The following is a 22,098-nucleotide window of genomic DNA, read 5'->3' as shown; positions in this document are numbered from 1 at the left end:
TACGTCCTTCGACGACGTGCACCGCGAGGCGGTCCGGCTCGCCGCCGAGCAGGCCCTGCTGCGGGGCAACGTCAACGCGATGTTCACCAACCTCTCCCGGCGCTCCCAGGGCCTCATCCAGCGCCAGCTCTCGCTCATCTCCGAGCTGGAGTCCCGTGAGGCCGACCCGGACCAGCTCTCCTCGCTCTTCAAGCTGGACCACCTCGCGACCCGTATGCGCCGTAACGGCGAGAACCTCCTCGTCCTCGCGGGCGAGGAGCCCGGCCGCCGCTGGACCCGACCGGTCCCGCTGGTCGACGTCCTCCGCGCCGCCGCCTCCGAGGTGGAGCAGTACGAGCGGATCGAACTGGCCGCCGTGCCCGCGACCGAGGTCGCCGGCCGCGTGGTCAACGACCTCGTGCACCTCCTCGCCGAGCTGCTGGAGAACGCCACCTCGTTCTCCTCGCCGCAGACCAAGGTCCGGGTCACCGGCCACGCCCTGCCCGACGGGCGGGTCCTGGTCGAGATCCATGACACCGGCATCGGCCTCTCCCCCGAGGACCTCGCCGCGATCAACGAGCGGCTGGCCTCGCCGCCCACCGTGGATGTCTCGGTCTCCCGCCGCATGGGCCTCTTCGTGGTCGGCCGTCTGTCGCTGCGCCACGGCATCCGGATCCAGCTCCGCCCCTCCGACTCGGGCGGTACGACCGCGCTGGTCATGCTCCCGGTCGATGTCGCCCAGGGCGGCCGGAAGGCGCCCGGCGCCCCCGGTTCGGGTGTCCCCGGCGGTATGCCGCCGGGCGGCCCCGGTGGGGCGAACCGTCCCGGCGGTCCCGGTACGGGCGCCACCCAGGGCGGTCCGCTGCCCGGCATGGGTGCCCCGCAGCGCGGCCAGGTCGGCGCGGGCTCGGGCGGTCCCGGCCAGCGCACGGCCCTGCCCAGCCGTGACGGCGGGCCCCCGGCCGGCCGCAGCGGCGGTGGCCTCGCGGGCGCCTTCGGCAACCGTCCGCCCCAGAGCGGATCCCCGCGTGGCTCCGGTCCCAGCGGCCCCGGTGGCCTCGGTTCCGGCCCCGGTGGTCCCGGTGGCCGCGGCTCCGGCCCGGGTGGCCCGAACGCGGGCGACCGCGGCCGGCAGCTGCCCGCCTCCGGCGGGCCCCGGCCCGAACTGCCCGGTGGCGGCGGACCGCAGCGTCCGCAGACCCCGGCCTGGGGCGCCGAGCAGCCCGGCCGTCCCGGTGGCCCTGCCGGTCCCGGTGGCCCCGGCGCCGATGCGCCGCGCGGCCACGAGGAGGGCAACGCCCCGCGTTCCTCCGGTGCGCCGGGTGACCGTCCGGGTGCCGGCTCGCAGCAGCCCGGCACCGGCGCTCCGTTCGTCCGTCCCGATGTCTTCGGTCCTCCGGCGGGCGGCGGTGCCGCTTCCGGTGGCTTCCCGGCCCGGCCCGGCACGGGCCAGGACGGCCCGGCGGCGCCCGGACAGTTCGGCGACGGCCGGAACCAGGACCCCGCCGAGACCTCGCCGATGCCGAGGATCGACCTCGACGCGTCCCGGCCGCCGGTACGGGACCGGGAGCCGGGCGCGACCGGGCACTTCGCCCGCCAGGAGTTCCCCGGCCCCTCCGCCGAGCGGATACCGGGCACCGGTTACCAGGACCCGTCCTCGGGCCAGACCCCGCGCCCGGAGTTCCAGAACCCCTCCTCCGACCAGTCCGGGCAGTACGCGCGGCCCGGCTACCAGGACCCCTCGTCGGGGCAGTACGCCCAGCCCGGCTACGGCGACCCCGCCGCCACCGGCCAGTACACCCGGCCCGACTTCCAGAACCCCTCCTCCGACCAGTCCGGGCAGTACGCCCGGCCCGGCTACCAGGACCCGTCCTCGGGCCAGGTGCCGCGCCCGGAGTTCCAGGACCCGTCCTCCGGCCAGGTGCCGCGTCCCGAATTCCAGGACCCGTCCTCCGGGCAGTACGCCCAGCCCGGCTACGGCGACCCCGCCGCCACCGGCCAGTACACCCGGCCCGACTTCCAGGACCCCTCGTCCGGGCAGTACGCCCGGCCCGGCTACGGCGACCCCGCCGCCACCGGTCAGTTCCCCCGGACCGATCTCGGTGCCCCGCAGCCGCCCGCACCGGGCCAGGCGCCCGCGCCGCGCGGCTACGAGCCCGCGGAGGGTCACCGTCCGCCCGCCCTGCCGGACCGGCCGCAGCCCGAGGCGCTGCCGCCCGCGCCCGGCCCCGGCGACGGCCGTACCCCGCTCTTCGACACCCTGGAGACGGACTGGTTCCACTCCCAGGACCGGAGCCACCCGGAGCAGCCCGCCCCGGCGGACCGGCAGGGCGGCCAGGACGCACCCGCCGTGCGGCCCGAGCCCGCGGAGGAGCCCGAGGCGCTGCCCCGGCGTACCCCCGGGCAGTCCACCGACGGCACCGAAGGCGCCGAAGGACCCGAGGGCGCCGAGGGCTGGCGGACCTCTCCCAACGACGAGCTGGTGCGGCAGGCGGAACGGATCCGCAAGCCCGCCTCCGGCGGCGTCACCACCTCAGGACTCCCTCGCCGGGTCCCGCGCGCCAACCTGGTCGCGGGCACGGCGCAGGAGCAGAGCGCTCAGAGCGGTCCACAGGTCTCGCGAGCGCCCGACGACGTGCGCGGCCGACTCACCAATCTCCGCCGTGGCATTCAGCAGGGCCGTCAGCAGCAGAACAGCTCGACGACCGGCAGCTTCAACCTCGGCCCCACACACCCGCAGGAGCGTTAGTTGAGCCCGATGAGCCAGGCGGCGCAGAATCTGAACTGGTTGATCACCAACTTCGTGGACAACACCCCTGGGGTGTCCCACACGGTGGTGGTCTCCGCCGACGGACTCCTGCTGGCCATGTCCGAAGGATTCCCGCGCGACCGCGCCGACCAGCTGGCCGCGGTCGCCTCCGGGCTGACCTCGCTGACCGCGGGAGCCTCCCGCATCTTCGAGGGCGGTCCGGTGAGCCAGACCGTGGTGGAGATGGAGCGCGGCTTCCTCTTCCTGATGTCGATCTCGGACGGCTCGTCGCTGGCCGTACTGGCCCACCCCGAGTGCGACATCGGCCTGGTCGGCTATGAGATGGCCCTGCTGGTCGACCGCGCGGGCGGGGTGCTCACCCCGGACCTCCGCGCCGAGCTGCAGGGAAGTCTGCTGCATTGACCGCCGAAACCGACACCATCCATCCGCCCAGATCCAGACCATCCAGATAGCGCGCGCTCGCGCCGTCACCGTCAGGTCGCCCAACCGGACCCCCACCGGCCCGCTCCGACGGCACGCCGACCACTGCTGTCCCGCCCGGAGGACTCATGACCCCGCCAACCGCCTCCCACGATCCGTACGGCTCCCAAGCCGACTACGGTTTCGAGGGTGACCAGCCGCTGGTACGTCCGTACGCCATGACCGGTGGCCGGACCCGGCCCCGTTACCAGCTCGCCATCGAGGCGCTGGTGAGCACCACGGCCGACCCCGCGCTGCTCGCCGGTCTCCTCCCCGAGCACCAGCGGATCTGCCATCTGTGCCGTGAGGTCAAGTCCGTGGCCGAGGTGTCGGCCCTGCTGTCCATGCCGCTCGGCGTCGCCCGGATCCTCGTCGCCGACCTGGCGGAGGCCGGCATGGTGGCGATCCACCAGCCGGGCAACGGAGACGCCGGCGGCACGCCGGACGTGACACTGCTCGAAAGGGTGCTCAGTGGACTTCGCAAGCTCTAGCGGCGGTGCCGGTCCTCAGAGCCGGTCGACCACCAGCGCGAAGATCGTGGTGGCGGGCGGATTCGGCGTGGGCAAGACCACGTTCGTCGGCGCCGTCTCGGAGATCAACCCGCTGCGTACCGAAGCCGTCATGACATCGGCCTCCGCCGGAATCGACGACCTCACCCACACCGGGGACAAGACCACCACCACCGTGGCCATGGACTTCGGACGCATCACCCTCGACCAGGACCTGATCCTCTACCTCTTCGGCACCCCCGGACAGGACCGCTTCTGGTTCATGTGGGACGACCTCGTACGCGGCGCCATCGGCGCCGTCGTCCTCGTCGACACCCGCCGCCTCGCCGACTGCTTCCCCGCCGTCGACTACTTCGAGAACAGCGGCCTCCCCTTCGTCATCACCCTCAACGGCTTCGACGGACACCAGCCCTACAGCCCCGAAGAAGTCCGCGAAGCCCTCCAGATCGGCCCCGACACCCCCATCATCACCACCGACGCACGCCACCGCGCCGACGCCAAAAGCGCCCTCATCACCCTCGTCGAACACGCCCTCATGGCCCGGCTCAAGTAGACACGGCCATACGGAAGTTGTCGTAGTCACGGATGGGCGGACTGTGTCCTTTGACACGGTCCGCCCCCGTCTTCATAACGTTTCGACAGAGAATTGCCCCGGATCGGACACCCGACGCATCCGGACGGTGTCGCTGCGCTCACATTTCCCTTGCCTTTTGAAGCATCTCGCTCTTTATGCCCGTTTTATCTGTCGACCTGATCGCTCGGAATGGCTGATTCCAACTGTTTGGAACCCGCCCGCTCCACATGCTGAAATTCGACGGACTTCTGAGTGGTACCGCTCGGAAACAGGACAACGGCACCGTACCCGTGCCGGCGCCGAGAGGTTTTGGTCGAGTGAGGCGAAGCAAGAAGAGCTCCGCGGAGCAACAGGCGCGGGGCAACTTCACCCCGCCCCCGCGCACGGCGGCGGGGCCCTCCGGCGCGCCCGCCCCGGCTCCTCGTCCGGCCCCCGCCGCCTCCACCAGCCGGCTCTCCCCGCGCAACTGGCGGGTGCCCACCCGGCTGAACGCGATCCTGCTGATCCCGGTCCTCGTCGGCCTGGTCATGGGCGGCTTCCAGGTGAAGTCGTCCATCGACACCTGGAGCGAGGCCCAGGACGCCGAGCGGACCGCGCTCGTGGTGCGGGCCGCCGCCGAGTACGGCGCCGCGCTGCTCAACGAGCGCGACCTCACCGCCCAGCCGCTGCTCACCGCCACCACCGAGGAGGCCCGCCGCTCGGACGAGGTCACCCAGGCGTACACGGCCACCGACACCGCCAAGGCCGCCTTCGACAAGGCCGTGAAGGACATGCCCGCCGGGCAGGGCCTGGAGCGCCGGCTGAAGCTCTTCCGCGAGGAGGAGCCGGGGCTGAAGGAGCTGCGCGAGGCCGCCTACACCACCAGCCTGGACCCGGTCGCCACCGAGGAGGGCTATGTCCAGGTACAGCACTCCCTCATGGAGTTCGCCAACGAGCTGGGACTCGGCACCGGAAATGTGACGAGTTTCGGGCGCATGGTCTACGCCATTCAGCTGGCGAAGGCAGCTGAATCGCTTCAGCGCTCCATTGGTATGCACCTGTTGGTCCGTCCGAGTGGCAAGCCGGATGTCTTCCAGAAGCAGACCATCGCCTTCAATTCCTACAACTACCTGGAGCAGATCGCCGTCGCCGAGTTCGTCTCGGGCGGTACCCAGGGGGATGTGGACCGGCTTCAGTCGGCCATGGCCAAGCGGGACAACGAGAGCGAGAAGAAGCTGGCGGAGTCCGGCCTCGAACCGCCTCAGGAGAACGAATCCGTCTTCACCGGGATGGCCCGCCGTATCGGTACCGGCGCCGAGCCCTCGGAGCTGAAGAAGCGGGACATCACGCCCGAGACCTGGATGGCGGTCGCAACCGGAAAGTTCGAGGCCTACAGCGAGGTCGAGAACGAGCTGGTGGACCGGGCCGTCACCGAGGCCTCCTCCATCGCCTCCGACGCCCGCCGGGACGCCTTCGTCAACGGCGCCATCACCGTGGTCGCCCTGCTCGCCGCCTTCATCCTGGCCGGTGCCGTCGCCCGGCAGATGAGCCGCTCCATGCAGCGGCTGCGCACGGCCGCCTTCGGGATCGCCGAACAGCGGCTGCCGATGCTGGTCGACCAGCTCTCGCGGACCGATCCGGGCCGGGTCGACACCCGGGTGGAACCCATCCCGATCGACACCCAGGACGAGATCGGCGAGGTCGCCCGCGCCTTCGACCAGGTCCACCGGGAGGCCGTCCGGCTCGCCGCCGAACAGGCGATGCTGCGCGGCAATGTCAACGCGATCTTCACCAATCTCTCCCGCCGCAACCAGTCGCTGATCGAGGGCCAGCTGACCCTCATCACCGAGCTGGAGAACAGCGAGGCCGACCCCGACCAGCTGGCCTCCCTCTTCCGGCTCGACCATCTCGCCACCCGTATGCGCCGCAACGGCGAGAACCTCCTCATCCTGGCGGGTGAGGAGCCCGGCAGCCGCTGGAACCAGCCGGTGCCGCTGGTGGATGTGCTCCGCGCCGCCTCCTCCGAGGTGGAGTCGTACGAGCGGATCGAGCTGACCGGCGTCCCCGAGACCGAGATCCACGGCCAGGCCGTGACCGACCTCGTCCATCTCCTCGCCGAGCTGCTGGAGAACGCCACCACCTTCTCCTCGCCGCAGACCAAGGTCCGGGTGACCGCCACCCGGCTGCCCGACGGCCGGGTGATGATCGAGATCCATGACAAGGGCATCGGCCTGACCGCCGAGGACTTCGCGGACATCAACCACAAGCTGGCCAACCCGCCGGTGGTGGACGCCGCCGTCTCCCAGCGCATGGGCCTCTTCGTGGTGGGCCGGCTCGCCGACCGCCATGGCATCCGGGTCCAGCTGCGCCCCTCGGGCGAGCAGGCCGGCACCACCTCGCTGGTGATGCTCCCCGAGCCGATCACCCGGGGCGGGGGCGGCGAGGCGCCGCCGGAGAACGACTTCACCGTCTCCCAGATCATCCCGGAGCAGGAGTCCCTCACCACCGCCCCGCTGAAGACCGCCGCTGAGCTGGGCTTCGACGACTCCCGCTACGAGACCCAGCAGCCCCAGCAGCCGGGGGGCGCCGGACTCAACCCCGTCAACCGCTCACTGAAGCGCGGGGAGCGGCGTGCGGCACTGGAGGCGCAGTCGCAGCACCCCGCGCGCCCGGTGCCCGGGAACCAGCCGCACCAGGGCCACCAGGGCCAGGCGCAGGGCCAGCCACACGGCCAGGGTCACGGACACAGCCAGGGCCAGGGACACGGCCAGGGCCAGGGGTACGCCCCGCAGGGACAGCCGCAGGCCCAGGGGCAGCCGTACGCCCCGCAGGCCCCGGCCGACCCGTTCGGCGGACAGCCCTACGCCCAGCCGGGCTATCCGCAGCAGGACCAGGGCTCCCCCCAGCCGTACCCCGGATACCCGGCCACCGGGCATCCGCAGGGCACCGCGCCGGGCGCGCACGGCGGATACACCGCCGGGGGCCCGCAGGAGACCCTGCCCGCCCGCCAGGAGCCGCAGCAGCCCGTCCAGCCGGTCGCCGGGGGCTATACGGAGGATCCGTTCCAGGCCGCCGGGCAGGACCGGACGGGCTATGAGACGCCCTATGTCCACCAGCCCCACCAGGGTGACTGGACGGAACAGACCTCCTACCCCGCTGCGTTTGAGCCGAATTTCCAGCCAGAACCGGAGGCCGCTCCGACCCCTCAGGGCGGTCCCGGCATCGGTTCCGAGCGCGTAGGCTTCGACCGTCCGGGTCAGTCCCCGGGCGGCGGTCATCAACTGACCGAGGCCGGTCTGCCGCGCCGCGGCTCCCAGCAGCCGCACTCCGCGCCGCAGCAGCCCCGGGAGGAGTGGCGGCCGGCCGTGGAGGAAGCCCCGCGGACGCCGCGGAGCGACCGGTCCGAGGCGATGGGCGGCGCACACAGCTCCCCCGAGTCCACGGCCGGGCGTTCGGCCAACGACGAGCGCTGGCAGCGGGCGGAGAAGCTCCGTGAGCCGAAGGCGGGCGGGGTCACCTCGTCCGGGCTTCCGCGACGGGTGCCCAAGGCCAACCTCATCGAGGGCGCCGCGGAGCAGACCGCGGAGCAGGGTCCCCCGATCTCCCGCGCTCCGGAGGACATCCGCGGCAGGCTGAGCAATCTCCGCCGCGGTGTCCAGCGGGGACGCAGCGCGGGAACGGACACGAACGGACCGGGCCTCGGCCCGGGTAGCACCTACAACCAGGAGCGTTAGTGTGAGCCCGATGAGCCAGGCAGCGCAGAATCTGAACTGGTTGATCACCAACTTCGTGGACAACACCCCCGGGGTGTCCCACACGGTGGTGGTCTCCGCCGACGGACTCCTGCTGGCCATGTCCGAAGGATTCCCGCGTGACCGCGCCGACCAGCTGGCGGCCGTGGCCTCCGGGCTGACCTCGCTGACCGCGGGGGCCTCCCGCATCTTCGAGGGCGGCGCCGTCAACCAGACGGTCGTGGAGATGGAGCGCGGCTTCCTCTTCATCATGTCGATCTCGGACGGCTCCTCGCTGGCCGTACTGGCCCACCCCGAGGCCGATATCGGCCTGGTGGGTTACGAGATGGCCCTGCTGGTGGACCGCGCCGGGAATGTCCTGACTCCCGATCTGCGCGCGGAACTTCAGGGGAGCCTTCTCAACTAACCGGCAGACAGTGCGTTTCACGCCATCGCACCATAGGGTGCGGTGGCGCGGCTCCACAGGGACGGGACCGGCTACTCGCATTCGGAGGAGGAAACGTGGCAACACCCCCAGGCGGACACCCTTACGACGGCGCTGCTCACCGGAGGCCCGAGGAGCGATCCCGCCACCGCTACGGTTTCCCCCCGGCGCCGGAAGGAAACGGCGGTACCCCGCCGTACGAGCAGTACGAGAATCCTTCCTCCGAGCAGTACGGGCAGCACCAGCAGCACCAGCAGTACCAGCGATACGACGAGTACGAGGAGTACGGGCAACAGCAGCACCAGCCGCCGCCCTCCTCGTACGAACAACGGCCGTACGACCGGCAGCCGCCCTATGATCAGCGGGACCGCCGGGCGGCGGAACCGTCGCCCGTGCAGAACGCGCACAACCCGCTGGTCCGTCCGTACGCCATGACCGGCGGCCGGACCCGGCCGCGTTACCAGCTCGCCATCGAGGCGCTGGTCAGTACGACGGCTGATCCGATGAGTCTGCACGGGCAACTGCCCGAGCACCAGCGGATCTGCCGACTGTGCATCGAGATCAAGTCGGTCGCGGAGATCTCGGCACTGCTCCATATTCCCCTTGGCGTCGCCCGGATCCTCGTCGCCGACCTGGCGGAGGCCGGTCTCGTCGCCATCCACCAGCCCGGCGGCGACGAAGCCGCCGGTGGTCAGCCAGATGTGACACTGCTCGAAAGGGTGCTCAGTGGACTTCGCAAGCTCTAGCGGCGGTGCAGCCCGCTCAACCACCAGCGCGAAGATCGTGGTGGCGGGCGGATTCGGCGTGGGCAAGACCACGTTCGTCGGCGCCGTCTCGGAGATCAACCCGCTGCGTACCGAAGCCGTCATGACATCGGCCTCCGCCGGAATCGACGACCTCACCCACACCGGGGACAAGACCACCACCACCGTGGCCATGGACTTCGGACGCATCACCCTCGACCAGGACCTGATCCTCTACCTCTTCGGCACCCCCGGACAGGACCGCTTCTGGTTCATGTGGGACGACCTCGTACGCGGCGCCATCGGCGCCGTCGTCCTCGTCGACACCCGCCGCCTCGCCGACTGCTTCCCCGCCGTCGACTACTTCGAGAACAGCGGCCTCCCCTTCGTCATCACCCTCAACGGCTTCGACGGACACCAGCCCTACAGCCCCGAAGAAGTCCGCGAAGCCCTCCAGATCGGCCCCGACACCCCCATCATCACCACCGACGCACGCCACCGCGCCGACGCCAAAAGCGCCCTCATCACCCTCGTCGAACACGCCCTCATGGCCCGGCTGCGTTAGACGATCCCGCTCCACCGTCCGTCGGCCCCCCACGCCCTCTCTCCGGCGCGGGGGGCCGCCGGCCGTTCCGGAACGGTTTCTTCACGGCGGCACGGCGGCACGGCGCCGGCAGCACGCCGAGGGGCCCGTACTCCCCCCTGAACGGGTGGTGTACGGGCCCCTCGGTCGACGGAGAGGTCAGCCCTGCCAGCTGTGCGAGGGCTGGAAGCCGCGCTGGCGCTCCAGGCGCCGCCAGCCGGCCGCCGACGGACCGGCCGAGGCGGGCTCCTCCGGCTGGGCGGCGGCGCGGGCCAGCAGCACGGCGGTGATCGCCGCCAGCTCCTCGGGCGCGCAGTCGCCCTTCTCCACGCGCAGCAGTGAGGCATCGGTGGTAGGTGTGCTCATCGGTCGGGCTCCGTTCTCTCCGCCGCGTTACTGCGGGGGGTTGCCGTGCTTGCGAGAGGGGAGGTCGGCGTGCTTGGTGCGGAGCATCGCGAGCGCGGCGATCAGCACCTCGCGGGTCTCGGAGGGGTCGATCACATCGTCGACCAGGCCCCGCTCCGCCGCGTAGTACGGGTGCATCAGCTCGGACTTGTACTCCTTGACCATGCGGGTGCGCATGGCCTCGGGGTCCTCCGCCTCGGCGATCTGGCGGCGGAAGATGACATTGGCGGCTCCCTCGGCGCCCATCACCGCGATCTCGTTGGTGGGCCAGGCGTAGGTTAGGTCCGCTCCGATGGACTGGGAGTCCATGACGATGTACGCGCCGCCGTACGCCTTGCGCAGGATCAGCGAGATCCGGGGCACGGTCGCGTTGCAGTACGCGTAGAGCAGCTTGGCGCCGTGCCGGATGATCCCACCGTGCTCCTGGTCGACGCCCGGAAGGAAGCCGGGGACATCCAGGAAGGTGATGATCGGAATATTGAAAGCGTCGCACATCTGGACAAAGCGCGCACCCTTTTCCGATGCCTCGATGTCCAGGACACCGGCGAGGGTCTGCGGCTGGTTGGCCACGATGCCCACGACCTGGCCGTCCAGCCGGGCCAGGGCGCAGATGATGTTCCGCGCCCAGCGCTCGTGGACCTCCAGATAGTCGCCCTCGTCCACCAGCTCCTCGATGACCTGGTGCATGTCATAGGGGCGGTTGCCGTCGGCGGGGACCAGGTCCAGCAGCACGTCCGAGCGCCGGTCGGCGGGGTCGTCGGTGGCGACGGTCGGCGGGTTCTCGCGGTTGTTCTGGGGCAGCATCGACAGGAGGTAGCGCACCTCGGCGATGCAGGTCTCCTCGTCGTCATAGGCGAAGTGCGCCACCCCGCTGGTCTCGGCGTGCACATCCGCGCCGCCGAGCCCGTTCTGGGTGATCTCCTCGCCGGTGACGGCCTTGACCACATCGGGCCCGGTGATGAACATCTGCGAGGTCTCGCGGACCATGAACACAAAGTCGGTCAGGGCCGGGCTGTAGGCCGCGCCGCCCGCGCAGGGGCCGAGCATCACCGAGATCTGCGGGATCACACCGGACGCCCGGGTGTTCCGCTGGAAGATCCCGCCGTATCCGGCGAGCGCCGAGACGCCCTCCTGGATACGGGCACCGGCCCCGTCGTTCAGCGAGACCAGCGGAGCACCCGCCGCGATGGCCATGTCCATGATCTTGTGGATCTTGGTGGCATGGGCCTCGCCCAGCGCGCCGCCGAAGATCCGGAAGTCATGCGCGTACACAAAGACGGTCCGGCCCTCGACCGTCCCCCACCCGGTGATCACACCATCGGTGTACGGCTTCCGCGCCTCCAGGCCGAAGCCCGTGGCCCGGTGCCGCCGCAACTGCTCCACCTCACGGAACGAGCCCGCGTCCAGCAGCAGATCGATCCGCTCGCGCGCGGTCAGCTTGCCCTTGGCGTGCTGCGCCTCGGTAGCCCGGTCACTCGGGCCGCGAACCGCGCGCTCACGCAGCTCACGCAGCTCCGCCACACGGCCGCGCGCGTCCGTCGGCTCGCTGGGGGTCTCGTCCACAACGGTCATGCATCGACCCTACGGATCGATCCAAGGAAAGCATCCCGTTGACACCGAACAGTCTCCTGCCCGATCTCCTGTCGGCCCCTGACAGAACGGTGTGGCCCGCCGGTCCACCCACCAGCCCAGCACGGGTGACGATTATAGGAATCCCACAATCACCTCAGATCAACGCAATCTCGCAGCCATACCCCGCACCGGCCGTTGCACCGTTCAGCCGAAGCCTCAGCGCCCGTCCGGTGGAGATCACCTCGATCTGTGGATCATTCTCCAGGACCCGCCGCACCGGGTGGTGCCAGACGATCTCCAGGGGGGTGCCGGTGCGTGGCGGGTCGCCGACCCGGAGGGTGGCCCGGCGGCCGGGGCGGCGGCGTACGAGCACACTGGCCGGGCCGGTCGCGGTGAGCGGGCCCGCCCGGCCGGGCTCCCAGAAGTTCGCGGCGAGCAGCCCGATCGACGGCACCTCCACGGCCTGGCGGGCGCCGCCGCACGCGTGCACGGTGAGCCAGTCACGGTCGGCGGCGCGGGCGGCGACGGCCCGGCGGCTCGCGCCCGGCATCAGCAGATAGAGGTAGGAGGCGTCCACCGGGTCGACGCCGTGGTCCCAGTACAGGGTCTGGTAGCGGCGGGTGAGCGGGGCCGGGGAGCCGCCGGCGTTGATCTCCCGCCAGGAGCCGGTCCGGTCCTCGCGGAGCAGCCGCAGCGATCGGGGGCGGGCTCCGGGGTGCCTTTCCGTACGGGTACCGGGGCCCTGTTCCGTACGGACACCGGGGCCCTCTCCCGTACCGGGGCCGGGGCGGGTGCCCCATCGGCCGGCGGGCACCACCCAGCCGCCGTGGCCCGCGAGATGGACCCACCCCGGCCCCCGGGTGAGCACCGCGTCCCCGCCCTCGCCGAGATTGCGGTTGTCCACCACCGTCTCCACGGGGACACCGTCGGCGCAGCGGATCCCCGCTCCCAGGCAGATGATCGCGTCATCGGCGCAGAACCATGACTTCCGGGCGGTGAGGGTGGAGCCGAGCCCGGCGAGATCCTGGCCGAGGGCGGCGTACTCCCCGTCGGTCACCCCGCCGGTCCAGCGGGTGGCGGGCCGGGGCTCGCCCCACTCACCGCCCGCCCGGTCGGGCAGACGGCGGGTGGAGACCGTGGTGCCGGGCATCCGGTACGGGTCGACGGTGGGCCAGAACGCGTCGGTGTACTGGCCGCCCTGCCGGTCGGCGGGCCACCACAGCACCATCCCGGCCCCGGTGTGCCAGCCGCGCGGGTGCTCGCCGTTGCCGCACTCGTAGTACGCGATCCGCTCTGAGGCCATCGCGACGGCGGCAGCCCAGCCGGGGCGGCGGTGGACGGCCCGGTCCATCCCGGCGAAGAGCCGGTGGCCCACCGGTTCGGGGGCGACGGGCCCGGGGGCGGCGGCGATGGTGTGCAGCCGGGCCAGATCGGCGACGCCGAACTGGGGCGCGGTCAGCACCGGTTCGGTGGTGTCCCGCTCGATCCAGCCCCGGATACGGGCATGCCAGCGGGAACGTTCGGCGGGGCTCGCCCCCTCGGCGAGCAGCGCGATGGCGGCGATCATGGCATGGCCGTGGAAGTGGTCCCCGCGCAGGATCCGGGGGTCGTCCTGGAGCTGCCGCCCCCGGCTGACCGCCCGGCCGTTGACGGTGTCCATCATCAGCCCGTTGTGGATCAGGGGGGCGAAGGCGTGCTCGACGCTGTCGAGGACATGGCGCCGGGCGGGGTCGGTGATCTCCCAGGGTGATCCGCCGAGCAGCGCGAACAGCCGGGCAAGACCCTCCAGGAAGACCTGGCCGTAGGTGCCGGAGTAGGCGACCCGGGTGTGCTGGACGAAGGAGCCGTCCGCGTACATTCCGTCGCCCCGGGTGACATGGGGGAAGACCGGTGAGAGGGCGTCCCGGGCGAGGGCGAGCCGGTCCGGGGCACGGCCGAGGACCCCGCGCAGGGCGACCGAGCGGCAGAGGTCCACCCGGTTGGCCCCGGTGGAGACGCCGGTATAGGCGCCGAGGAGGGCGTCGGGGATGAAGTGGTCCACGGCGGCGCAGGCGGCGTCGCGCCGGTCGGTCCCCAGCTCGGGGCCGAGGACGGCGGCGGTGTCCAGCAGTAGCCGGGGGCTGCCGATCTGCCACTCCCACCAGTTGCCCCAGCGGGTGGTGCCGGGGTGGTAGACGGTGGTGGCCAGATGGTCCAGCCCCGTCAGGACGCCCGTGAGGAGGGCGGGGTCCCGGGTGTGGGTCCAGGCCTGGGCCATGGTCCAGAGCCGGCGGTAACTGCGGGTGATCCCGGCGGGCGGGTCATAGGGGTCGCCGGGCCAGAGCGAGCCGGGGGCGGGCGCCATGGTGGCCCGGTACCGCTCGGCCTCCTGGACACCGGCCGCGATCCGGGAGGCGTAGGGCTCGGCGGTGGGGTCGTAGCCGCCGCCGAGGGCGATGCCGAGCCAGCGGTGGCGCAGGGTCTCGTAGGGGTCGCCGGGGTCGCCCGGACCGCCGGGCTCCGGGGCGGTCCCGGTCCCGGTGGTCCCGGTCCCGGTGGTCCCGGTGCCGGTGGCGGCGGCCGGGCCGAGGGTGGCCGGGGCGAGGGCGGCGGTGAGCGCGGCGACCACGGCCCGGCGGGACCAGCGGTACGCGGCGGGCCGGGCGGGCGGCTGGGACACGGGACCTCCGATGCGCCGGACGCGATACGGGCCGTTCGCTCCGGTCTACCACGGGGCGCCGGGCGGCTGAAGGGCCGCGACCGAGCCGGGTTCCCGCAGAGTCACCCCATTGAGTGATGGTGATTTGCCGGGGAATTTCGGCCGCCAGCAGAGTGAAGCCGGGGCGGCCCCAGGTCCGCGCCGCGCCGGACCCGCCCCGACCCCCCACCCGTCTCCCCGTCCCGCCCCCGTGCGGCGCCCCGGGCGACCGGTCCGCACCGGACCGCGCCCCGGACCCGTCCGGGCACCGGCACACCGGAGGGGACATCAGTGAAGGAGCTGCCCACCGTGCCCATCGCACCCGTGGCCCCGGCGCCCGTTCCGCGCGCCCCCGGCCGTCTCCCGCTGCTCGGCCACGCCCCCGCGCTGCTGCGCGACCCGCTCGGCTTCATCGGCTCGCTGGCCAGGGTGGGCGGGGTGGTGCGGATATCGCTCGGCCCGCGCTCGGTCTGTGTGGTCACCCGGCCCGAACTGGTCCACACCCTGCTGGTGGCACTCGCGCACGACTGCCCGCGCGGCGCGGTGCAGGTCACCCTGCGCCGGGCCTTCGGGGACGGGCTGCTGATGTCGGAGGGGCGCGCCCACCGGGACCGCCGACGCGTGCTCCAGCCCGCCTTCACCGCCCGGGACATGGAGCACCGGATCCGCGCGGTGGAACGGGTGACCCGGGAGCGGACCGCCCGCTGGCGGGAGGGCCAGGTGCTGGATGTCGGCGGGCAGATGAGCCGGCTGGCCCTGGACATCGTCACCCGGGTGCTCTTCGGCTCCCGGCTCCGCGAGGAGTCCGCCGCCGCCTTCCACCGGGCGCTGCCGGACCTGGTCCGGGGGCAGATCGTCCGGTCGCTGCTGCCGCACCCGGCCTTCGCGCTGCTGCCGCTGCCGCTGAACCTCCGCTTCGAGTCGGCGGTACGGGCGCTCAACCGGGTGGTGGACCAGGCGGTGAACGGGTCCGGCGGCCCGGACTCGCTGCTGTGGCTGCTGCGCACGGCCCGGGACCCGTCGACCGGGCGGCGGCTGGACGAGGCCGCCGTACGCGCCGAGGCGATCACTGTCCTCGGCGCGGGCACCGAGACCGTCTCCACCACGCTGACCTGGCTCTTCCATGAGCTGACCCGGCATCCGGAGATCGCCGGGCGGCTGCTCGCGGAGCTGGACGGCCTCGGCGACGAGCCGCTGACCGCACCGGCCCTGGGCCGTCTTGAGCTGCTCCACCGGGTGCTGCGGGAGGTGCTGCGGCTGCACACGCCCAATGCCTTTCTGATGCGGACGGCCACCACCCGGGTGCGCCTCGGCCCGTACTCCGTCCCGGCCGGTACCGAGCTGCTGTACAGCCTGACCGCGCTCCACCGCGATCCGGAGCGCTATGCCCGGCCGCTGGTCTTCGACCCGGACCGCTGGGTGAACGGGAGCGGGGCGCGGGACCAGGGGGGCGAGCGGGAGCTGTTCCTCCCCTTCGGCGCGGGCAAGCACCGCTGCATCGGCGAGGGCTTCGCCTGGATGGAGCTGGCGGTGGTCGCCGCGACGGTGCTGCGCGAGTGGCGGCCGGTGCCCGTCGCCGGGGCGCGGGCGAGGGAGCGGGTCTGGACGACGGTCCAGGCGGACGGGGTGGCCATGGCGGTGACCCGCCGTCAGGGCCGCCCGGCCCCCGGCCCCGCCGCCGCTTCCTCCGCCGCCACGTCCTCTGCCTCCGCCTCCACTTCCTCCCAGGACCAGGGGGGAGCGGGATGAGCGGGGTGCCCGAGGGCCGACTGTCCCTGCTCGACCGCGAGGAGCGCCACACCGCCTGGCTCGCCCGGTACGGTCTGGTGGCCCCCGCCGACACGGACCAGTACCGCGGCTACGCGCTGCCCCGGCTGATAGAGCTGGCCTATCCGGGGGTCCCGGAGACCGAACTGGAGCTGCTCACCGATCTCCTGGGCTGGTACACCGTGCTGGACGACCACTTCGACGGCCCGGCGGGGCGGGATCTGCGGGTGGCCCGTACCCTCTTCCGGCGGTTCGAGGACATCGTCAACGGCTTCGGCGGCGGGCGGTGGTTCGCGATGCCGCCCGCGCCCTGGGCGGACAGCGTCTCCGCCGCCTGGGCGGATCTGTGCCGGCGGCAGGCGCAGGGCCGCAGCGCGGTGTGGAACCGCCGTTCGGCCCGGGACTGGCGGGACTGTCTCTACACCTTTGTCGCCGAGACGGTGCACCGCTCCCGGGGCAGCGGCCCCTCGGTGGTGGAGGCGCTGATGCTGCGGCGGCACGCCAGCTGTCTCTATCCGTTCCTGAATCTGCTGGAACGGGCGCTGGACACGGAGGCCCCCAGCGGGCTGCGCACCCATGGGCCGTGGCACCGGCTGCGGACCCACACCGCGGAGGCGGCGGGGCTGATCAACGATCTCTTCTCGCTCGCCCGTGAGGAACGGCGGGGGTCGGTCTTCAACACCGTCCTGGTGCTCCAGCGCGAGCACGGGGTGACCCGGGAGCGGGCGCTGGAGATCGTGGCCGAGCGCGTCCGCGAGCTGCGGCGGGAGTGCGTGCTGCTGCGGGAGGAGTGCGCCGCCGCGTACCCGGAGTGCCGCGGCTATCTGGAGGCCACCCGGCATCTGGTGGACGCGGTGGAGACCTGGGCGCGGTCCAGTGGGCGCTACAGCGGGCCGAACAGCCAGTTGCCCGGGGTGTCCCGGGTCTCGCTGGTGTAGTACTCCTCGACCGCGGCGTACACCTCGCCGCGGTCGAGATATCCGTCGCCGTCGATGTCGAGGGTGGTGAACGCCTCGGCCAGGGCGCGGGCGGAGAGCCCGAGCGTACGCCCGTACATCATGGTGAACTCCCGGCGGTCGATCCGGCCGTCCCCGTCCCGGTCGCAGAGGTCCAGCCAGGCCTGGAGCATGGTGCTCATCCGCCCGAGGAAGCCGGTGCGGTCCCGGGCGACGGCCCGGCGGACCCCGGTGGACCACTCCTCGCGGGAGATCGCGCTGTCCCCGTCGGTGTCCATGGGGCGCAGATCGGTACGCCACAGCACGGCGAAGGCCCGCTCCAGCCGGGCGACGGCGGCGGGGGCGCCGCCGGGGAAGGCCGTACCGAGGGTACGGGCGAGGCTGACCAGGTCCTGTTCCCGGATACGGCCGTCGCCGTCGGTGTCGAGCATGCGGAAGGAGCGGTCGAGCTTGAGATCCAGGACGGTGCGTTCGGTCATGGGCGGACGCTACCCGGGGCCGACGGGGGGAAGACCGCGCCCACGGGTGGTTTGAAAAGGCGCGGAGCCCAAACGGTACGGCTCGGAGGGCCACCCGAGGACCGGGAAAGTTGAATGTCGAACCATGAAGTTGAATGTTGGACGGAATAGCGCTACTGTCGTTCTCGTTGAACATTCAACCAACACCGGAGCGTCGCCGGCGCCCCTCCCCCACCGCCCCGAAGGAGCACATCGTCATGGGTCTCTTCAACCGCAGGTCCGCCACCGCCACCCTCCCCGCGACGGGCGCGACCGCCGCACCGGTCGACCCCGCGCTCGCCGCGCTGACCGGCGACTACGCCATCGACCCGGCGCACTCCAGCATCGGCTTCACCGTCCGTCACGCGATGGTCACCAATGTGCGGGGCAGCTTCGCCGACCATGAGGGCGTCCTCAAGCTGAACGGCGCGGAGCCGGCCGCCTCCAGCGCCTCCATCGATGTGCGCATCGACTCCATCGACACCGGCATCGCCGACCGGGACGCGCATCTGCGCAGCGGTGACTTCTTCGACACCGCCCAGTTCCCGCTGATGGCCTTCCGCTCCACCGGCGCCGAGCAGCTGGGCGGCGACCGCTACCGCGTCACCGGTGACCTCACGATCAAGGACGTCACCCGGCCGCTCGCCATCGACCTGGAGTTCAACGGCGCCGCCACCGACGTCTACGGCAACGAGCGCGTCGGCTTCGAGGGCAGCGCGGAGATCCTGCGCTCCGAGTGGGGCCTGACCTGGAACGCGGCGCTGGAGACCGGTGGCGTCATGGTCAGCGACAAGGTCAAGCTGACCTTCGACATCTCCGCGATCAAGTCGGCTGCCTGACCCCGACCGGTCCGAGCGGCAGTTCCCCAGAGCGCGCCCGCCCAGCCGCCCCGTGCGGCGAGGCGGGCGCTCTGCCGTCCGGGCCCGGCCCCGGGGCGGTCACCCCGGGTGCTCGGTCCCGCCGGTCACCCCGGGTGCCCGGCCCGGGGCAGATGTCCACTCCGAGGGCTCGGCTGTCTACTCCGAGGGCTCGACCCCGGCACGCAGCAGACCGTAGGTGTACGCGTCCTCCAGCGCCTGCCAGGAGGCGGCGATGACATTGTCGGCGACCCCGACCGTGGACCACTCCCCCGTACCGTCACCGGTGGTGATCAGTACCCGGGTGGTGGAGTCGGTGCCGTGCCGGCCCTCCAGGATGCGGACCTTGTAGTCCACCAGCTCCAACTTGGCGAGCTGGGGGTAGAAGCGTTCCAGCCCCACCCGCATCGCCCGGTCCAACGCGTTGACCGGGCCGTTCCCCTCCGCCGTGGCGACGATCCGCTCGCCCTTGGCCCACAGCTTCACGGTGGCCTCATTGGCGTGGCTGCCGTCGGGGCGGTCCTCCACGATCGCCCGCCAGGACTCGGTACGGAAGTAGCGCGGGGCCCGCCCCGCCACCTCGGCGCGCAGCAGCAGCTCGAAGGAGGCGTCGGCCGCCTCGTAGGTGTACCCCTTCAGCTCACGCTCCTTGACCCGGGCGACCACCCGGCCGACCAGCTCGCGGTCGTCGCCGAGGTCGATCCCCAGCTCCTTGCCCTTCAGCTCCACGGAGGCGCGTCCGGCCATGTCGGAGACGAGCATCCGCATGGTGTTGCCGACCAGCTCGGGGTCGATGTGCTGGTAGAGATCGGGGTCGACCTTGATCGCGGAGGCGTGCAGCCCGGCCTTGTGGGCGAAGGCGGAGACCCCGACATAGGGCTGGTGGGTGGAGGGCGTCAGGTTGACGACCTCGGCGATGGCGTGGGAGATCCGGGTCATCTCGGCGAGCGCGCCCTCGGGGAGCACCTTCTTGCCGTACTTCAGCTCCAGCGCGGCGACCACCGGGAAGAGGTTGGCGTTGCCGACCCGCTCGCCGTACCCGTTGGCGGTGCACTGGACATGGGTGGCGCCCGCGTCCACGGCGGCGAGGGTGTTGGCGACCGCGCAGCCGGTGTCGTCCTGGGTGTGGATGCCGAGCCGGGCCCCGGTGTCGGCGAGGACGGTGGCGACCACGTCCTGGATCTGGGCGGGGAGCATGCCGCCGTTGGTGTCGCAGAGGACCACCACATCGGCGCCCGCACCGGCGGCGGCGCGGACCACGGCCGTGGCGTAGGCGGGGTTGGCGCGGTAGCCGTCGAAGAAGTGCTCGCAGTCCACGAAGACCCGGCGGCCCTGCTCGCGCAGATGGGCGACGGTGTCGCGGACCATCTCCAGATTCTCGTCCAGGGTGGTGCGCAGGGCGAGTTCGACATGGCGGTCATGGGCCTTGGCGACCAGGGTGATCACCGGAGCGCCGGAGTCGAGCAACGCCTTGACCTGCGGGTCCTCCGCAGCCCTGCCGCCCGCGCGGCGGGTGGCGCCAAAGGCGACCAGCTGCGCGTTACGGAAGGTGATCTCCTGCTGGGCACGGGCGAAGAACTCCGTGTCCCGGGGGTTGGCCCCCGGCCAGCCGCCCTCGATGAAGGAGACACCGAAGTCGTCCAGGTACCGGGCGATGGTCAGCTTGTCCGCGACGGTGAGGTTGATCCCCTCGCGCTGGGCGCCGTCGCGCAGCGTCGTGTCGAAGACATGGAAGCTGTCGTCGGCACGGTGGCCCTCGTCGGATGCCGGGCCCTGGTCCGTGGGCTTTCTGGTCATGACTCTGTTGACTCCTGTCGGGTGAGTGGCTCCCGGAATATCTGGATCCACTTGCCCCCATCTTCGCGTGCCGTCCGTCACCGGCCGGGGTCGGGCCGGAAAAACGAAAAAACCCCTCGCGGGTGCGAGAGGTCTGCGCGCGGGTCTGGGGCACGGTGGCCGCGCCGTACGGGTGGTACGGGGCGGTCACTGCGGACCGGCGCGCCTGCTGCCGATAATCATCGTGAAGGTAGGCACGGGGGCAGTCTGGCACACCCCCGGGCCGGAACGGGATGGCAGTCTCACCATCCGGTCACCCGACCCTCCGGGGGCCGGTCGGGACCCCCGGGGGACCGGGCTCAGACGACGGGGGTGGTGGCCTCTTTCCGTCCGGCGGCCGGACGGTCGGCGCGGCCCACCCGGTTGAGGTCGATGTCCCGGGTCTCCCGCATCGTCAGATAGACGATCAGCGAGACCGCCGCGCAGCCCGCCACGTACCAGTAGAAGCCGGACTCGATCCCCCGGTCCTTGAACCAGAGGGCGACATACTCCGCCGTACCGCCGAAGAGCGCGTTGGCGACGGCGTACGGGAGGGCGACGCCCAGCGCCCGTACCCCGGTCGGGAACAGCTCCGCCTTCACACAGGCGTTGATGGAGGTATAGCCGGTGATCACCACCAGGGCGAGCAGCGACAGCCCGAAGGCGGGCCAGAAGGAGCCGGCGCGCTGGAGCAGGGTCATGATCGGGACGGTGAGGAGGGTCGATCCCACCGCGAAGGTGATCAGCAGCGGCCGGCGGCCGATCCGGTCGGAGAGCGCCCCGGCCAGCGGCTGGAGACAGGCGAAGACGATGAGCGCGCAGAAGGACACCAGGGTCGCGGTCTCCTTGGGCAGACCGGCGGTGTTGGAGAGGTACTTCGTCAGATAGGTGGTGTACGTGTAGTACGCCACGGTGCCGCCCATGGTCAGCGCGACGACCAGGAACGCCTCCCGCCGGTGGGCCATCAGGGCGCGGATGGTGCCCTTCTCGGTGTCGGGGGTGTCGTCGCCCGACTCCTCGTACACCTCCGTCTCCAGCATGTTCCGGCGCAGATAGAAGACGACGGCGGCGCCGAGCGCGCCGATGATGAAGGGGATGCGCCAGCCCCAGCTGTGCAGGGCCTCGTCGGACATCGTGCGCTGGAGCACGATCAGCAGGCCGAGGCCGAAGATCTGGCCGACGGTCATGGAGACGTACTGGAAGCTGGAGGCGAGGCCCCGGCGGCCGGGGGCGGACGCCTCGGTGAGATAGGTGGCGCTGGCGGCGTACTCCCCGCCGACGGAGAGCCCCTGGAGCAGCCGGGCGACGAGCAGCACGGCGGCGCCCCCGTACCCGGCGACGGAGTAGGTCGGGGCGACGGCGATGAGCAGGGCGGAGGCGGACATCAGGGTGACGGTGAGGGTGAGCGCCGCCTTGCGGCCTCTGCGGTCGCCGACCCGGCCGAGCAGCCAGCCGCCGACGGGGCGCATGAAGAAGCCGACGGCGAAGATCCCGGCGGTGTTCATCAGCTTGGCGGTCTCATTGCCCTCGGGGAAGAAGGCGCCCGCGAAGTAGGTGGCGAAGCTGGCGTAGACGAACCAGTCGAACCATTCGACCATATTGCCGGCGGAGCCGACCCAGATCTTTTTCCAGTGCTCTCGTCCCATGGGGGACCACCGTGCCGGAGCTGTCGGAACACCGACAAGAAGGGGGGCGGCAACGATCGGGAGTACTTGCGTGCGTTGCGTTCCCGGTCCCGTCCCCCCAGGTCACAGGGTTCTGGCCAAGGAGCGGTCAGGGA

Annotated in this window: 17 protein-coding genes; 11 read left to right on the top strand and 6 right to left on the bottom strand. The window is 71.9% G+C overall.

Annotation, left to right across the window (positions count from 1 at the left end):
- From ABT354_RS31330 to ABT354_RS31295, 8 genes are all read left to right on the top strand, one after another.
- Nucleotides 1-2,728: ATP-binding protein (locus tag ABT354_RS31330; RefSeq protein WP_351500035.1), on the top strand; the 2,728-nt coding region annotated here is incomplete at its 5' end.
- A gap of 9 nt (nt 2,729-2,737) precedes the next feature.
- The gene (locus ABT354_RS31325) at nt 2,738-3,151 is read left to right on the top strand and encodes a roadblock/LC7 domain-containing protein (RefSeq protein WP_351500112.1); all 414 of its coding nucleotides are present in this window, start codon (nt 2,738-2,740) and stop codon (nt 3,149-3,151) included.
- A 146-nt stretch (nt 3,152-3,297) separates the two neighbouring features.
- Entirely contained in the window at nt 3,298-3,699 is a 402-nt protein-coding gene (locus ABT354_RS31320; RefSeq protein ID WP_351500033.1) for a DUF742 domain-containing protein, read from the top strand.
- Nucleotides 3,680-4,270 carry a GTP-binding protein gene (locus ABT354_RS31315; RefSeq protein WP_351500031.1) on the top strand — a complete coding sequence of 197 codons (591 nt, stop codon included), beginning with the start codon at nt 3,680-3,682 and terminating at the stop codon, nt 4,268-4,270. The genes ABT354_RS31320 and ABT354_RS31315 overlap by 20 nt, the downstream gene beginning before the upstream one ends.
- 338 nt (nt 4,271-4,608) lie before the next feature.
- Complete coding sequence (locus ABT354_RS31310; RefSeq protein ID WP_351500029.1) at nt 4,609-8,004, top strand: sensor histidine kinase; 3,396 nt, start codon at nt 4,609-4,611, stop codon at nt 8,002-8,004.
- 10 nt (nt 8,005-8,014) lie between these two features.
- Complete coding sequence (locus ABT354_RS31305; RefSeq protein ID WP_009997645.1) at nt 8,015-8,428, top strand: roadblock/LC7 domain-containing protein; 414 nt, start codon at nt 8,015-8,017, stop codon at nt 8,426-8,428.
- 95 nt (nt 8,429-8,523) lie between these two features.
- Entirely contained in the window at nt 8,524-9,192 is a 669-nt protein-coding gene (locus ABT354_RS31300) for a DUF742 domain-containing protein (protein WP_351500027.1), read from the top strand.
- Nucleotides 9,173-9,754, top strand: coding sequence for a GTP-binding protein (locus tag ABT354_RS31295; RefSeq protein ID WP_351500025.1), 582 nt, complete (start codon nt 9,173-9,175; stop codon nt 9,752-9,754). Before ABT354_RS31300 ends, ABT354_RS31295 begins: the two co-directional genes overlap by 20 nt.
- A gap of 177 nt (nt 9,755-9,931) precedes the next feature.
- Here ABT354_RS31295 and ABT354_RS31290 read toward each other — a convergent pair whose 3' ends face one another.
- The 3 genes from ABT354_RS31290 to ABT354_RS31280 all read right to left on the bottom strand — a co-directional run bounded on the left by ABT354_RS31290 (nt 9,932) and on the right by ABT354_RS31280 (nt 14,408).
- Nucleotides 9,932-10,138 (bottom strand): acyl-CoA carboxylase subunit epsilon, encoded by a 207-nt coding sequence (locus ABT354_RS31290; protein WP_351500023.1) that lies wholly within the window; start codon nt 10,136-10,138, stop codon nt 9,932-9,934.
- A 27-nt stretch (nt 10,139-10,165) separates the two neighbouring features.
- Complete coding sequence (locus ABT354_RS31285) at nt 10,166-11,749, bottom strand: acyl-CoA carboxylase subunit beta (RefSeq protein WP_351500021.1); 1,584 nt, start codon at nt 11,747-11,749, stop codon at nt 10,166-10,168.
- A 154-nt stretch (nt 11,750-11,903) separates the two neighbouring features.
- A complete protein-coding gene (locus tag ABT354_RS31280) occupies nt 11,904-14,408 on the bottom strand; it encodes a polysaccharide lyase 8 family protein (RefSeq protein ID WP_502983532.1) in 2,505 nt (834 codons plus the stop codon).
- Nucleotides 14,409-14,735: 327 nt separating this feature from the next.
- On the opposite strand from ABT354_RS31280, the gene ABT354_RS31275 reads away from it, so the two are divergent.
- Together ABT354_RS31275 and ABT354_RS31270 are read left to right on the top strand one after the other, a co-directional pair.
- Nucleotides 14,736-16,175 carry a cytochrome P450 gene (locus tag ABT354_RS31275; protein WP_351500019.1) on the top strand — a complete coding sequence of 480 codons (1,440 nt, stop codon included), beginning with the start codon at nt 14,736-14,738 and terminating at the stop codon, nt 16,173-16,175.
- On the top strand, nt 16,172-17,131 hold the full coding sequence (locus ABT354_RS31270; RefSeq protein WP_351500017.1) for a terpene synthase family protein: 960 nt from the start codon (nt 16,172-16,174) through the stop codon (nt 17,129-17,131). Before ABT354_RS31275 ends, ABT354_RS31270 begins: the two co-directional genes overlap by 4 nt.
- Here the strand turns inward: ABT354_RS31270 and ABT354_RS31265 are convergent.
- On the bottom strand, nt 17,077-17,628 hold the full coding sequence (locus ABT354_RS31265) for an EF-hand domain-containing protein (protein ID WP_351500015.1): 552 nt from the start codon (nt 17,626-17,628) through the stop codon (nt 17,077-17,079). The two genes, ABT354_RS31270 and ABT354_RS31265, sit on opposite strands and share 55 nt — an antisense overlap.
- A gap of 236 nt (nt 17,629-17,864) precedes the next feature.
- On the opposite strand from ABT354_RS31265, the gene ABT354_RS31260 reads away from it, so the two are divergent.
- Nucleotides 17,865-18,485, top strand: coding sequence for a YceI family protein (locus tag ABT354_RS31260; RefSeq protein ID WP_351500013.1), 621 nt, complete (start codon nt 17,865-17,867; stop codon nt 18,483-18,485).
- A gap of 177 nt (nt 18,486-18,662) precedes the next feature.
- Here the strand turns inward: ABT354_RS31260 and cimA are convergent, their stop codons facing one another.
- Both cimA and ABT354_RS31250 read right to left on the bottom strand, forming a co-directional pair.
- A complete protein-coding gene (gene cimA / locus ABT354_RS31255) occupies nt 18,663-20,300 on the bottom strand; it encodes a citramalate synthase (protein ID WP_351500011.1) in 1,638 nt (545 codons plus the stop codon).
- Nucleotides 20,301-20,638: 338 nt separating this feature from the next.
- Entirely contained in the window at nt 20,639-21,964 is a 1,326-nt protein-coding gene (locus tag ABT354_RS31250; protein WP_351500009.1) for an MFS transporter, read from the bottom strand.
- Nucleotides 21,965-22,098: the final 134 nt, after the last annotated feature.

Source organism: Streptomyces sp. NPDC000594, assembly GCF_040299965.1.
Lineage (GTDB): Bacteria > Actinomycetota > Actinomycetes > Streptomycetales > Streptomycetaceae > Streptomyces.
The sequence above is the reverse complement of the archived record's forward strand: the minus strand, read 5'-3'. Positions and strand labels throughout refer to the sequence as shown.